Below are 13,957 nucleotides of genomic sequence, written 5' to 3' on the forward strand. Positions count from 1 at the left end.
TCATGACTATTCTATTCAGTCTGGCTGCGTTTGCTGTTTTTGTTGGACTTGCCGTCTTTTTCTGGTTCTGGTGGGCGGTCCCTCGCAATCAGGTCCCGCCGCATTTCACTGAGGCTGAGCTGAAGCGGCTGGAGGTTCAGGATCGGCTACGCCAGACCAGCTACCAACTCCTGACTGCGGTGGGGCTGGGCGGCACGTTTCTCGCAACGATGGTGCAGTTCGGGCTCACGACTCGGCAATGGTCAGCGGATTTCGAACTCAAGAACGAGCAGTCGCAGCTGACGCAGTACACTGAGGCCATCAAGACGATCAGCAAGGAAGCGTCGACGTCGACGCAGATCGCGGGTCTGACGAGCCTACAGTTGCTGGGCTCACATGGTCCCATCCAATATCATCGTCTTGCCAGCGAAGTGCTGACGGCGTTCATTGCGGATGGGAATTCCAAGAATGTGATGACGGAATCAGGCGAATGCCGGGACGTGACTGGAAAGTTTCCGGACTCGCAAGGTGATGGGAAGCGAATCGAGTACAAGAGGAATGAAGCTCCGTCGCCATTGAGAGTCGCGATGCAGGCACTCGGCGACCCCGAATTCGCCGCTCGCCGGTTGAATTATTCGACTGATAAATGCGATCTTCGGCAGGTTACTGTCCGCCGAAACGCGCTGGCGCTCGAACACATGGCGCTCGACAATCTGGACCTGTCCAGGCGTGATTTCTCCTGCGCCCAGCTGTCGCAATCCCAGTTTCACCGCAGTTCGTTTTACGGTGCCGACATGAGGGGAGCCGACATGCGCGGTGTACATTTGGAAGACTTTCAGACGCCGGGATTCCCGACGATGACGATTGGGAATAAGCTTTATCTTGAGGAAAAAGACGGCGGCCCGACGGAGTGGCAGCGCTATCGATGCTGGACGACGGATTTTCGCACCGCACATCTGAACAACGTCAATTTCGAAGGCGCGATTGTCGCTGGCGCGGATTTTCGGGAGGCGGATCTGACGGGGGCGAATTTTTGTCGGGCCGATCTGAGCCGGGCGAACTTCAAGGGCGCAAAAGGGCTGAACGAGAAGCTCTTTAGTGATGCCTGCGTCGGCCCGAGTATCGACGCAACGGCGGCCGACCCTGGCCTGACGGTAATCGAGGAAGCGCAACCCACCGGACTGGACATCATTCGCCCGGGCTTCAAGATTCCACGGTGCTCAGTCAATAAGGTTTGCGGTCGCTGACGATTGCGACAGGGGTAAGCCGATGTGGCATCTGTGGCTTGTGATGAGTCTGGCCGGGCTGATCATTGCGTGCGCGGTCTTCAGTCGAAACGAACCATATCGGGCTGGCATCAACCGCGCGCTTGGAAAGCTTCAGGTCCCCGAGCGCATGCTTCAAGGCTACAAGGCGGGCAATCTGCAAGAGATCACCGAACGGCTGCGGTCGCCCGCCGCGGCGGATGGGCGCACGCAGCTCGAGATCTATGTTCGACCGGTCCTCTACTGGAACGACATAGTATTTGCGATTGCGCTGGCGATTTTCTCAGCGGCGCTTTGGCTCTGGGTTCTCGGACTGCTGGAGCCCTCGGGGGCGGCGCGCCATCTGCTCATTGCGCTTACCACAAGTGCCGTGCTGTACGGCCTTTCCGACGTGGCAGAAGACGTGATGCTCGCCCGGCTTTTCGTCCAGGCCCAGATCGCTCCGGGTGAGGCTTGGATCGCCTGTCAACTGACGCGGATCAAGTTCGTGACAAACGCCGCCTCCCTGACGGCCGGCGCAGTCTTCTTGGTTCTGAAATACCACTCGGGCCACAGAGCCGTGTTGGGCGACTAGCCGCTGCGATGCTCAACTCGCCAGCGCGGTCCTCAGCATCTTGGCGAGCTCGGACTTGCGGTAGGGCTTCGCCAGCAGCAGCACGCCGGAATCGAGCCGCCCGTGATGGACGATGGCGTTCTCGGTGTAGCCCGAGGTGAACAGCGTCTTCAGGTCGGGGCGGCGGCGAGCCGCCTCGTCGGCGAGCTGGCGGCCATTCATACTGCCCGGCATGATGACGTCCGTGAACAGCAGGTCGATGTCCTTGTCGGCGTCGATGATAATGAGGGCCTCGGCCGCGTTGCCGGCTTCGAGGGCTGCATAGCCGAGGCTCTTGATCTGGGTCACGACATATTGGCGCACCAGCGCGTCGTCCTCGACGATCAGGATTTTTTCGTGGCCGCCGGTGACGGGTGCGTTCTGGAGCGCCTCGAATTCGGTCTCCTGCACGCCGCTCGAACGCGGCAGGTAGATCTTCACGCTCGTGCCGTGGCCTTCCTCGCTGTAGATCTTGATGTGTCCGCCGGACTGCTTGACGAAGCCGAACACCATGCTGAGCCCGAGGCCGGTGCCCTTGCCGACCTCCTTGGTGGTGAAGAAGGGATCGAAAACCCGGTCGATCAACTCCGGCGGGATTCCGGAGCCGGTGTCGCTGACGGCGATCATGACGTAATTGCCAGCCACCACGTCGGGATTCATGCTGGCATAACCGTCGTCGAGGAAGATGTTGCGCGTCTCCAGCACCAGCGTGCCGCCGTCGGGCATGGCATCGCGCGCGTTCAGCGCGAGATTGAGGATCGCGGTGGAAAGCTGGCCCGGGTCGATCAGCGCCGGCCACGCATCCTCGGTGAGCTGCGGCATGATGGTGATCTGCTCGCCGAGCGTAGGATGCAGGAGCTTTGCGGCCTCGAGCGTCAATGCGTTGACGTCGATTTCGCGCGGCTGGAGCGGCTGCTTGCGGGCGAAGGCGAGCAGATGCTTGGTTAGTTGCGCGCCGCGCTCGGCGGCGTCGTCGATCAGCTTGGTAATGGCGGCGAGTTCAGGACGGTCAGCGACCGCGTCCGCCAGAATTCCGATCGTGCCGGTGATGACAGTCAGCACATTGTTGAAGTCGTGCGCGACACCGCCGGTCAATTGACCGATGGAATCCATCTTCTGGACGTGCCTGAACTGCGCCTCGGCGGCCTGCTTCTCGGTGAGGTCGCGGCCGATGAAGAAATGGCGCTTGACCGGCTCGGACCAGGTGCCCATCCAGTTCAGCGTGACCTCGTGACCGTCGTAGTGGTAGTAGCGCGCCTCGAAGCTGCGCTTGACCGCGCCACGCCGCGCCGCGCGCATCTCGTCGCGCGTCTTCTGGAGGTCATCGGGATGAATGAACTCGGTGGCGCTGTGCCCGATCATGTCGTCCGGACTCAAGCCCAGAATGGTCTTCACGCTGGGGCTGACCTGGATGAAATTGCCGAAACCGTCGGTGACCAGGATCAGGTCCTGCGAAGTCTCGAAGATCCGTTGCCGCTCCTCGACCTCGCGGCGCAGTTTTTCTCGTGCCTGCTTCTCTTCCGTGATGTCGTGGGCGATCTTGGAAGCGCCGATGATCTGTCCGTTGGCTGATTTCAGCGGAGAAACATTGAGGACGACGTCGACCCGCCGGCCGTCCTTTCGGATCCGGACCGTCTCGTGCTGGGCGATCGTTTCGTTGCCGCCGACCCGGTTCAGGATACCCCTGACCTCGGCCTTGCGATCCTCAGGCACGATGATGTCGATCGGCTGGCCGACGGCCTCAGCGGCGGCATAGCCGAACAGCTGTTCGGCGGCCTTGTTCCAGCCCGTGATGACACCGTCGAGCGTCTTCGTGATGATGGCGTCATTGGCGGATTCGACAACGGCGCCGTACAGGGCAAGGCGCTTGCCATAATAGTCGCGATCCAATGCCGACTGCTGGCGCAGCCTGCCGACGAGGCCCAGCGTATGCGCTTGGAGGCGGACATTTTCGATCAGGAGCACCGCAAGCACGAAGGTCGCCGCGCAGAGGCCGTAGACACGACCGGCGTAGAAGCCGAGATCGAAGCGCGCGACGTTGACGATCGCCGACAGCGCGATGTCGAACAGCCACGCGCACATCACAACCATGAGCCAGACATCGATGACCGAATGTGGACGGCGGAACCACAGCGAGACCAGCGCCGCGAAGCTCAACGACCAGACAAAGGACACCACCCCGATCATGATCTGCGTGTAACGCCCATCGCGCAGCAGGACCGGAAGCAGGTCGTGCTGGGCAGTGACGATCCAGGTCAAGACGATCATGACCGCGACGACGCCGACCACGCTGGCGTAGATCGCCTTGCTTGCCGAGCCGGCGATCCGGGCGCCGCCGTCGGCCTCCTTCAGCCAGGCGTAGGCCAGCACGCAGAGCGGAAAGCCGCCGTGCCAGATCATGTAGAGCCAGACCGTGGTCTGCTGGTTGGCCCCCAGCAGCCCGGTCGGCGAGAAAAGTCCGGGGAAGGTGAGGGCATGGACTACGGCCGCGGCGGCGGTGAACAGATAGCCCGTCGCGAGCACGAGCAGCGCGCTGGTCCTGAGCACCGCAAACTGCGACAACAGCAGGACCGCGGTGACGATGTCCGCGACCACAAGGGCGGATTGATAGCTCGCGACAAAGGCCGGCACGGGGAGCAGCGGGAGACCTGCGAAGGGCACGGCCACTGCGAACAGGATCGACGAGACGCCGACGATCGCCAATGCTGCGGTGCGGTCTTTCGAGGTGGCCGGCAGCGTCGAAAGGAATGTGCTCCGATCGGTCGGCGCGGACACGTGAAGCTCTCGCAGATCCGTCTTGAGCATCTTTGCCAATCTCATTTGGCCCAATCAATTTCCGTCCATGGTAGCGGGTTCTGGGCACGCATCATGACAAAACCGGTCGCGACTCAACCGAAGGTTACAGCTTACTTAATTTTATAGGGAACGCGCACGGGGGATCGGGTAAGATGCGCTTTACTGGACGGTGCCATAATGCTCTCCCGCTGCTACGGGTTCCAGGTTTGAATCAGGCATTTTGAATTCAGGATCCGGGAGTTGTTCCCTATGCCCCGCGTTCTCATCATCGACGACCAGAAGGACGTCCGGGCGATGGTCGCGATTGTGCTGCGCGTCAACCGTTACGACGTCGTTGAGGCCGATAGCGGCGCAGCCGGGGTGAAAGCCTTCACCGAGGCCTGCTTCGACGCGGCAATCGTGGACATTTTCCTCGGCGATACCAGCGGCGTCGAGGTCATCACGACCCTGCGCGAGCTTGCACCGAGCCTCCCGGTCGTTGCCGTGTCGGGGATGACGGCGCTGGACTTCATGGAACAATCGCCCCACCTCGCCAACGTGGTCTGCCTGCAAAAGCCGTTTCGGCCGAACGATCTTCTTCAAGCCCTACGGAAGGCCCAAGCCGCGGCGGACGGCGCGCTGCCTGCAGCCGTCTGACCCTGACGCGGGAAGAAACGCCCCGGGGCAAGCCGGGGCGCGACGATGATTGGATGAGGCCTTCAGGCCCCCGGCAACTGTGCTTAGGTGCCGTTGCCGCTGATCGCGGCGTAGCCGCCCTTGGCGTCCCATTTGTAGACGACGTAGTCGAGCTGCTTGATGTCGCCCTTGGCGTCATACTCGATCGGCCCGATCACGGTGTCCCACTTGCCGGCCTTGATGGCCGCCATGACCTTCTTGGCATCGGTGGTGCCGGCCTTCTTGGCCGCCTGCGACCAGACCTGCATCGCCGCGTAGGTGTAGAGCGTGTAGCCCTCGGGGTCGATGTTCTTGGCCTTGAAGGCCTCGACGATCTTCTTCGCGGTCGGCTTGTTGCGCGGATCGGGGCCGAAGGTGAACAGCGTGCCTTCGCCGGCCGGGCCGGTGATCGAGGCGTATTCCTTGTCGGCGAGCGCGTCGCCGGCCATCAGCACGGTCTTGAGGCCCTGGTCGCGCATCTGGCGCAGGATCAGGCCGCTCTCCTGATGGTAGCCCCCGACATAGACTAGATCGATGTTGTCGCGCTTCAGCCGCGAGACGATCGCGTTGAAGTCCTTGTCGCCCTTGTTGTAGGACTCGTACATCTTCTCGGTGACGCCGGCCTTGTTGAGCGCCTTCTTGGTCTCGTCCGCAAGACCCTTGCCGTAGGTGGTCTTGTCGTTGAGGATGGCGATGTTCTTGCCCTTGTAGTTCTTGGCGATGTACTGGGCGGCGACCAGGCCCTGCTGGTCGTCACGGCCGCAGACGCGCGCCACGTTCCACAGTCCGCTGTCGGTGAACTTCGGATTGGTGGAGGCGGGGGTAATCTGCAGCACGTTGCCGTCGGCATAGGCTTCCGAAGCCGGGATCGACGACGACGAGCAATAATGCCCGGCCACGAAGGGAATCTTCGCGCCGGCGATTTTCTCGGCGATCGAGCGCGCCTGCTTGGGATCGCAAGCGTCGTCCTCGACGGACAGCGCGAGCTTCTTGCCGTTGAGGCCGCCGGCGGCGTTGATGTCGGCTACGGCCATCTCGGCGCCGTTCTTCATCTGGCGGCCGAAGGCGGACTCGCCGCCGGTCATCGGACCTGCGACTGCGACGGTGACATCCTGCGCGAATGCCGCGCTCGACAGCGCAATCGATGCGCCGAATGCCAGACCGATGAGCTTCAGTGATTTCATGAGATACCTCGAGGGTGGTCGCCTGTGGAAGTTACCGGGCAGGCCCGGTTCAAACCGGCGCCATTCTTGAATGAATTCGAGGAGAAGTCACCGGCAAAATACGGGCATCGGCAGAGATATCTCGCCACATTCGGCAGCATGGGTTCGCCGTTGGGGTCTCAGCCGTGCCGGCCGCCTTCCAGGTAGGCGGCGCGAATCTCGGGGCGCTGCAACAACTCGGCGCCGGTCCCGGCCAGCGTGATCAGGCCATTGACCATGACATAGCCGCGATGGGCGAGCTTGAGCGCATGGTTGGCGTTCTGCTCGACGATCAGCACGGTCAGGCCGTCCTGGCGGTTCAGGGTGCGGATCGCATCGAAAATCTGGCGCGCGATCAGCGGCGCCAGACCGAGCGAGGGCTCGTCGAGCAGGAGCAGGCGAGGACGGCTCATCAGTGCGCGGCCGATGGCCAGCATCTGCTGCTCGCCGCCGGACAGGGTTCCGCCACGCTGGGCGTAGCGTTCCTTCAGCCGCGGAAACAGCGTGAACACGCGTTGTAGCGTCGCCTCGCGTTCGGCGTCGGTGCATTCGGTGGCGTCCGCCCCCATCTGGAGATTTTCCGCCACGCTCATGCGCGGGAAGATGCGGCGGCCTTCCGGCGATTGCGCGATGCGCAAATGCGCGATCTCGTGGGTGGGCACTTCGGTGATGTCGCGGCCTTCGTACAGGATCTGGCCGGCGCGGGCGCGGGGCTTGCCGAAGATCGTCATCATCAGCGTCGACTTGCCGGCACCGTTGGCGCCGATCAGCGCCACGATCTCGCCGGCATTGATCTCGAGGTCGACGCCCTTCAGCGCCTCGATCTTGCCGTAGGCGGCGCGAAGGCTGCGGATCGCGAGCAGGGCAGTGGGCGACGTCACGACCCGCTCTCCATCACGGCCGCCGCCTCTTCCTCATCGGTGCCAAGATAGGCGGCGATCACCTTTGGATCGTCGCGAACCTCGCGCGGGGAGCCTTCAGAGATCTTCACCCCGTGGTCCATCACCACGATGTGGTCGGAGATCTCCATCACCACAGACATGTCGTGCTCGATCAGCAGGATCGAGGTCCCGAGCTCGTTGCGGATCGACAGCAGCAGCTCGCTCAGGGCGGCACTCTCGCGCGCATTGAGGCCGGCGGCGGGTTCGTCCAGGCACAAGAGCGCGGGCTCGGTGCACATCGCGCGTGCGATCTCGAGTCGTCGCTGGTCGCCATAGGCAAAATTACCGGCGGCATCGTCGGCGCGATCGAGCAAATTGACCCGCTTGAGCCAGTCGGTGGCGAGATCGATCGCGCGCTTCTCGGCGTCGCGGTAGACGGGCGCACCAATGAGCCCGAGCAAGGTGAAGCCGGAGGCGCGCATCAGCGCGTTGTGCTGCGCCACCATCAGGTTTTCCAGCGCGGTCATGCCGGGAAAAAGGCGGATGTTCTGGAAGGTGCGGGCGACCTTGGCCTGCTTGGCGATGCGGAAATCGTTCAGCCGCTCCAGCGCGATCACCTTGCCGTCGTCATGGCTGAGGCGGATGGCGCCGTCGCTCGGCTTGTAGAACCCGGTGATGCAGTTGAACACCGTCGTCTTACCGGCGCCGTTGGGTCCGATCAGCGCGGTGATCTTGTTCCGCTCGGCAGCAAACGACAGCTCCTGCACCGCGACGATGCCGCCGAAGCGCATGGTGAGCCGGTCGACCTCGAGAATCTGGTCGCGGCTCATCCGTGTCCCTCCTTGACGAGGTCGGATGAGATCGCGTGGGCCTTGGTCAGGTACACGGTCGGCGCGCGATGGCCGATCAGGCCGCGCGGCCGCCAGATCATGATCAGCACCATGGCCATGCCGAACACCAGCATGCGATAGCTCTCAAGGCTGCGGAACAGCTCGAAACCGCCGATCATGGCGAGCGCTGCGAGCGCGACGCCAAGCTGCGAGCCCATGCCGCCAAGCACGACGATGGCGAGCACCAGCGCCGATTCCTGGAAGGTGAAGGATTCCGGACTGATGAAGCCCTGGCGGGTCGCGAAGAACGCGCCGGCAAAGCCGCCGAACATCGCACCGGTGGCGAATGCCGTGAGCTTGGTGGTCGTGGTGTTGATGCCGAGCGCGCGGCAGGCGACCTCGTCCTCACGCAGGGCTTCCCAGGCGCGGCCGATGGGCAGGCGGCGCAGCCGGATCGTCACCCAGTTGGTGAGCAGCGCGAGCGCCAGGATCAGGTAGAACAGGAAGACGATGCGGTGGGTCGGCGAATATTCGATGCCGAGCCTGGCGGCGAGCCCGTTGTCGCTATTGTCGAGCGGGATGCCGAAGAAGGAGGGGCGGGGAATGCTGGAGACGCCGTTGGGCCCGCCGGTCAGATCCTGCCAGTTGATGATGACGAGGCGGATGATCTCGCCGAAGGCGAGCGTCACGATGGCGAGATAGTCGCCGCGCAGGCGCAGCACGGGAAACCCGAGCAGCACGCCCCAGAAGGCGGCGAGGACGCCCGCCAGTGGCAGGCAGATCCAGAATGACCAGCCGAAATTGGTCGCAAGCAGCGCGTAGGAATAGGCGCCGACCGCATAGAAGGCGACGTAGCCGAGATCGAGCAGGCCGGCGAGGCCAACCACGACGTTCAACCCCCAGCCCAGCATCACATAGGTGAGCACGAGGATGGCGAGATCGAGGATGTAGCGCTGGTCATAGAAGATCACGGGCACCAGGAGCGTGAAGATCAGGAGCGCCGGTGCGAGATAGCGGCCGAGGAACGACATTCCGCTCTGCAGCGCCGGGGGCACCAGCTTCTCGGCGCCGGTCGGACCGATCCATTGCTTGAGCAGCTCGAGCACGATCGAGCCGCCGAATACCGCGGCGACGAGGGAGGCGACCTCGCCGAAGCGCGTCCAATAGGTGAGCTGGCCGTCGGAACCGGCCTCGGTGCGGACGCCGACCATCAGCGAGAACAGCACCAGCGCGATCAGGGCGTTGACGCAGGCGGTCTTCAGGAGAGCGGGGATGCCCGATGCAGCTTTGGCCGTATTGCTCGAGGGAGTTTTCACGCGCGCGACCGTCAGACTTTTTCGACTTCGGGGCGGCCGAGCAGGCCGGTCGGCATGAAGATCAGCACGACGATCAGGATCGAGAACGCGGCGACGTCCTTGTACTCGACCGAGAAATAGGCCGACCAGAACGTCTCGATCAGCCCGATCGCGAGCCCCCCGAGCATGGCGCCGGGCAGCGAGCCGATGCCGCCGAGCACGGCCGCCGTGAACGCCTTGATGCCGGCGACGAAGCCCATGAAGAAATCGACCAGGCCGTAGTAGAGCAGGTACATCAGCCCGGCAACCGCGGCGAGCGCAGCGCCAATCACGAAGGTCATGGAGATGGTGCGGTCGACGTTGACGCCGAGCAGCGCCGCCATGGTCTGGTCCTGCTCGCAGGCGCGCATGTCGCGCCCGAGCCGTGTGCGCGACACCAGCCAGGTGAAGATCGCCAGCAGCACGATGGTGGTGATGACCACCACGATCTGGATGTTGGAGAGCTGGATGACGAAGCCATCGGCGCTCTCGTGCAGCGTATATCCGCCGGTGATCACTGGCGGCACTGGCTTCACCCGTGCGCCTTGCGCCACCTGCGAATAGTTGGTCAGCACGAACGACATGCCGATCGCCGACAGCATCGGCGCCAGGCGGAAGGAGTGGCGCAGCGGACGGTAGGCGATGCGCTCGATGGTCCAGCCATACAGGGCGGTGACCGCCATCGAGACCAGGATCACGATCAAAAGGATCACCGGGACCGCAGCCAGGCCGGTCGAGACCAGGAGAAGGAAGGTGATTAGCGCGATGAAGCCGCCGATCATAAAGACATCGCCATGGGCGAAGTTGATCATGCCGACGATGCCGTAGACCATCGTGTAGCCGATCGCGATCAGCCCGTAGATCGAGCCGAGCACGAGGCCGTTGATGAGCTGCTGGGCGAAATAATCCATAGGCTGCCGTACCCAAATCTGACGCGGCTCAAAGGGAGCTCTTCGAGAGAGAGTGCTGGTTTCTTCTCGGGCCCCGGCAGCCCTTAAGCATTCTCGTTTTGTAACAGGAGGGAACTGGCGGCTGCAACCGGCCCCGCCTCCGCATCAAGGCTTTTACAGAGATCATTTGGGCCTCCGGTTCCCATGCAAGGGGCGGAACCAGTTCCACCAGCGCCCAATGGGATGCCTGTCGAGAGGCAGTTAAGGTAAACAAAGGGTTTAAATTGCCGCCACAGTCTGATGCGAGTTAGCTCCCGGCAAGGCCTTCCATCGAAGGCGCGGGCCAAACGAAGCGGGAAGCGGCATGTTCGGAAACTGGCGGATCGGTTCGGTCAATGGCGCACTTCTGGCAGCCTATTTCATCCCGGTCTGGACCCTCGTTGCCTTCAACATCATGGTGGCGCCGGTCCATGGCCTCTATGAGCGGCCGAGCGTCGCAGTCGCTCTTTTCCTCAGCGACCATCTCCAGATGGCGGGGATGGACACGGTCCGCGCCGCCTGGCTGCTGGCACTGGGGCGACTGACGGTGGTGGCGTTCTTTGCGATCTACCTTGCGCTGCTCTGCATCCCCCGCATCCGCAAGAACGGCGGCAGTGACGAAGCCCTTGGCATCGCGCTTGCGATCGGTAGCCTGATCTCGTTTGCGAGTATGATCATGGCTTCGAAGGTCGGCGAGATGGCCGCGCTGCGGCTGCACGCCACCGAGCTCCTGATCTTGCTCGGTGCCGCCATCGTGGTGGTGATCGAACGGCCCGTGGCTGCGCCCAAGATCGTTCAGCAGCCCGTCGAGGCCACCCCGCCGCTAGGTCTTGAGCAGGCCGAGCTCCTGCACAATCGCTGAGGCTTCCTTGACGGCGTGGTTCGTCGCCGGCACGCCGCAATAGATCGCCTGCTGCAGCAGGATTTCCTTGATGTCGTCGGGCGTGAAGCCGCCCTCGGCGAGGGCGGCGCGCACATGCAGGCGGAATTCGTCCCATTGGCCAAGCGCAACCATGGTGCCGATCACCAGCACCCGCCGCGTGCGCTCGTCGAAATGCGGCCGCGTCCAGATCTCGCCCCAGGCGTAGCGGGTGATCATGTCCTGGAAATCGGTGTTGAATGCATTGCGACCCGCGATCGACTTGTCGACCCAGGCATTGCCCAGCACTTTTCGGCGCACGTTCATGCCGGCATCGCGGCGTTTCTGGTCGTCCATGCTCTATCCTCTTCTCCGTCATTGCGAGCGTAGCGAAGCAATCCAGAGTGTGGCCGCGGAGGGATTCTGGATTGCTTCGCTGCGTTCGCAATGACGGCGTTATGAAATCAGCGTTGCGTCAAAAAGCCCACGACAGCGTCGGTGAACGCGTGTGGCTGCTCGACATTGGAAATATGGGCGGCGTCGATGATGGTCATGCTCGCGCCGGGAATGTTTGAGCGGATCAATTCACCCGCCGAAATCGGCGTCGCCATGTCGTGGCGGCCGGCGATCACCAGCGTCGGGCTCTTGATCTTCGGCAGCAGCGCGCGCTGGTCGAGCGTCGACAGCGCCTCGCAGCAGGCGAGATAGCCTTCGACCGGCGAGGCCAGCAGCATCGACTTCATCCTGGCGGTGATGTCGGGTGCGCGCTCGCGGAAATCCTGGGTGAGCCAGCCGGCAATAACGGCGTCGGCGACGGCGGCAATGCCGCCCTTCTTCACGGCCTCGATGCGCTCGAGCCATTTGGTCGGCTCGGCATAGTAGCAGGAGGTGTTGGCGAGGATGAGCTTGCCGAAGCGCTCCGGCGCGTTCGCGCCGAGCCATTGCCCGACCATGCCGCCCATCGACAGGCCGCACCAGTGCACTTTCTCGATATTGAGGTCGTCGAGGATCGCGAGCACGTCGCGGCCGAAGCGCTCCATCGAATAGGGGCCGGGCGGAACGTTGGACTTGCCATGGCCACGGCGGTCGTAGCGGATGACGCGGAATATCTGCGTCAGCGCCTTCATCTGCGGCTCCCACATCTGCAGCGTGCAGCCGAGTGAGTTCGAGAGCATCAGCGTCGGGCCGCCGTCGCGGCCCTCGACGGAGACGTTGATCAGGCAACCGTCGGCATCGATCATCGGCATGCGGGCGTCTCCGTTTATTTGCGCTCTGGACTGCTATTCGCGTTCGAGACTGTCGAGCAGGCGGTCGATCAGGGCTTGGGAAGCGCCTTGATAGGCCATCGGCTCGAACAACGCCGCAATTTTTTCCGGCGAGAGATGCGCAGTGACCTGCGAATCGGCTGCGAGCACCTCGCGCAAGTGCTTCCTCTCGGCGGCCGCGCGCCTGCTCGCGGCCTCGACGAGGCGATGCGCATCGCTCTTGCCGATCGCCTCGGCCAGCGCAAAGGTGACCGCTTCCGCCATGATCAGGCCGTGGGTCGCGTCGAGATTGCTGCGCATGCGCGCCGCATCGACATCCAGTCCTTCCGCGATGTCGACGATGGCGGCAAGCGCACCGGAGGTGACCAGCATCAATTGCGGCAGCGTCGGCCATTCCGCGTGCCAGGGGCCAGCGCTGCGCTCATGGTCCTGTACCTGCGCAGCGAATATCGTCGCGGCGAGCTGCGGCGCCATGGTTGCGCAGCCGAGCGCACTTGCGGCGGCCACCGGGTTGCGCTTGTGCGGCATGGTCGAGGAGCCGCCGCGGCCTTCCCCGGCGGGCTCGAACGCTTCGCCGACATCGGTCTGCATCAGCAGCGAGACGTCGCGCGCGATCTTGCCGCAGCTGCCGGCGAGAATCGCAAAGCTCGATGCGGCTTCCGCGATGCGGTCGCGATGGGTGTGCCAGGGCGCTTCGGGCAGCGGCAGGTTCAGCTCCTGCGCCAATCGCTCGGCGACCGCGAGCCCCTTGTCGCCGAGCGCGGCGAGCGTGCCGACCGCACCGCCGAATTGCAGTGCGAGGCCCTCGCGGGAGAGCCGCCTCAAGCGGCAGCGGGCGCGGGCAAGGCTTGCGGCGTATTCGGCGGCCTTCAGGCCGAACGGCATCGGCAGGGCGTGCTGGAGCCAGGTTCGCGCCACCATCGCGGTGTTGCGATGATTGCGCGCCAGTGCGGCAAAGCCCTTGATGGCGCGGCTGAGATCGGCGTCCAACGCATCGATGCCGGCGCGAAGCGTGAGCATGGTCGCGGTGTCGATGACGTCCTGGCTGGTCGCGCCCCAATGCACGTAGCGGGCGGCCTCGGCGTCGGCCCTGCCGACATTGGCGGTCAGTGTCTTGACCAGGGGGATCGCGAGATTGCCGGATCGCGTGGCGGCCTCCGCCAGCGCGGCCAGATCAAAGGCATCGGCCTTGCACGCGGTTTCGATCGGGCTCACCGCGGACGCGGGAATCACACCCGTGGCCGCCTCGGCTCGGGCCAGGGCTGCCTCGAAATCGAGCATGTTCTGGAGGGCCGACCGGTCGTCGCAGACCGCGCGCATGGCCTCGCTCGACAGCATCGGCGCGAGCAGGGGGGAGAGGGATGTGCTCAT

The 13,957-nt window shown here is 63.7% G+C and carries 13 protein-coding genes; 4 read left to right on the top strand and 9 right to left on the bottom strand.

Annotation, left to right across the window (positions count from 1 at the left end; genetic code table 11):
* Nucleotides 1–2: 2 nt before the first annotated feature.
* Nucleotides 3–1,226, top strand: coding sequence for a pentapeptide repeat-containing protein (locus tag AC0L3S_RS15090; RefSeq protein WP_473279596.1), 1,224 nt, complete (start codon nucleotides 3–5; stop codon nucleotides 1,224–1,226).
* Between the two features lie 22 nt (nucleotides 1,227–1,248).
* Nucleotides 1,249–1,818 (top strand): hypothetical protein, encoded by a 570-nt coding sequence (locus AC0L3S_RS15095; RefSeq protein ID WP_473279597.1) that lies wholly within the window; start codon nucleotides 1,249–1,251, stop codon nucleotides 1,816–1,818.
* 12 nt (nucleotides 1,819–1,830) lie between these two features.
* On the opposite strand, the gene AC0L3S_RS15100 is transcribed toward AC0L3S_RS15095, so the two are convergent.
* Nucleotides 1,831–4,641 (bottom strand): PAS domain S-box protein, encoded by a 2,811-nt coding sequence (locus AC0L3S_RS15100; RefSeq protein ID WP_473279598.1) that lies wholly within the window; start codon nucleotides 4,639–4,641, stop codon nucleotides 1,831–1,833.
* 240 nt (nucleotides 4,642–4,881) lie between these two features.
* On the opposite strand from AC0L3S_RS15100, the gene AC0L3S_RS15105 reads away from it, so the two are divergent.
* On the top strand, nucleotides 4,882–5,268 hold the full coding sequence (locus AC0L3S_RS15105) for a response regulator (protein ID WP_473259004.1): 387 nt from the start codon (nucleotides 4,882–4,884) through the stop codon (nucleotides 5,266–5,268).
* Nucleotides 5,269–5,351: 83 nt separating this feature from the next.
* Here the strand turns inward: AC0L3S_RS15105 and AC0L3S_RS15110 are convergent, their stop codons facing one another.
* The 5 genes from AC0L3S_RS15110 to AC0L3S_RS15130 all read right to left on the bottom strand — a co-directional run bounded on the left by AC0L3S_RS15110 (nucleotide 5,352) and on the right by AC0L3S_RS15130 (nucleotide 10,444).
* Complete coding sequence (locus tag AC0L3S_RS15110) at nucleotides 5,352–6,470, bottom strand: branched-chain amino acid ABC transporter substrate-binding protein (RefSeq protein WP_007602405.1); 1,119 nt, start codon at nucleotides 6,468–6,470, stop codon at nucleotides 5,352–5,354.
* A gap of 158 nt (nucleotides 6,471–6,628) precedes the next feature.
* Nucleotides 6,629–7,369 carry an ABC transporter ATP-binding protein gene (locus AC0L3S_RS15115; RefSeq protein ID WP_473279599.1) on the bottom strand — a complete coding sequence of 247 codons (741 nt, stop codon included), beginning with the start codon at nucleotides 7,367–7,369 and terminating at the stop codon, nucleotides 6,629–6,631.
* Nucleotides 7,366–8,199 carry an ABC transporter ATP-binding protein gene (locus AC0L3S_RS15120; RefSeq protein WP_473279600.1) on the bottom strand — a complete coding sequence of 278 codons (834 nt, stop codon included), beginning with the start codon at nucleotides 8,197–8,199 and terminating at the stop codon, nucleotides 7,366–7,368. The genes AC0L3S_RS15115 and AC0L3S_RS15120 overlap by 4 nt, the downstream gene beginning before the upstream one ends.
* Nucleotides 8,196–9,515 (bottom strand): high-affinity branched-chain amino acid ABC transporter permease LivM, encoded by a 1,320-nt coding sequence (gene livM, locus AC0L3S_RS15125; protein ID WP_473279601.1) that lies wholly within the window; start codon nucleotides 9,513–9,515, stop codon nucleotides 8,196–8,198. The genes AC0L3S_RS15120 and livM overlap by 4 nt, the downstream gene beginning before the upstream one ends.
* A gap of 11 nt (nucleotides 9,516–9,526) precedes the next feature.
* Nucleotides 9,527–10,444 carry an ABC transporter permease subunit gene (locus tag AC0L3S_RS15130; RefSeq protein ID WP_473279602.1) on the bottom strand — a complete coding sequence of 306 codons (918 nt, stop codon included), beginning with the start codon at nucleotides 10,442–10,444 and terminating at the stop codon, nucleotides 9,527–9,529.
* 343 nt (nucleotides 10,445–10,787) lie between these two features.
* Between AC0L3S_RS15130 and AC0L3S_RS15135 the strand changes: the two genes are divergently transcribed.
* Nucleotides 10,788–11,324 (top strand): hypothetical protein, encoded by a 537-nt coding sequence (locus AC0L3S_RS15135; RefSeq protein WP_473279603.1) that lies wholly within the window; start codon nucleotides 10,788–10,790, stop codon nucleotides 11,322–11,324.
* Here AC0L3S_RS15135 and AC0L3S_RS15140 read toward each other — a convergent pair.
* The 3 genes from AC0L3S_RS15140 to AC0L3S_RS15150 form a co-directional block, all read right to left on the bottom strand.
* Nucleotides 11,286–11,678: a carboxymuconolactone decarboxylase family protein gene (locus AC0L3S_RS15140; RefSeq protein ID WP_247444501.1), complete on the bottom strand. Its 393-nt coding sequence runs from the start codon at nucleotides 11,676–11,678 to the stop codon at nucleotides 11,286–11,288. The two genes, AC0L3S_RS15135 and AC0L3S_RS15140, sit on opposite strands and share 39 nt — an antisense overlap.
* Nucleotides 11,679–11,785: 107 nt before the next feature.
* Nucleotides 11,786–12,568: a 3-oxoadipate enol-lactonase gene (gene pcaD, locus AC0L3S_RS15145; RefSeq protein WP_473279604.1), complete on the bottom strand. Its 783-nt coding sequence runs from the start codon at nucleotides 12,566–12,568 to the stop codon at nucleotides 11,786–11,788.
* A gap of 33 nt (nucleotides 12,569–12,601) precedes the next feature.
* Nucleotides 12,602–13,957 (bottom strand): 3-carboxy-cis,cis-muconate cycloisomerase, encoded by a 1,356-nt coding sequence (locus tag AC0L3S_RS15150; RefSeq protein WP_473279605.1) that lies wholly within the window; start codon nucleotides 13,955–13,957, stop codon nucleotides 12,602–12,604.

It is taken from the genome of Bradyrhizobium sp. Ken01, from assembly GCF_055807355.1.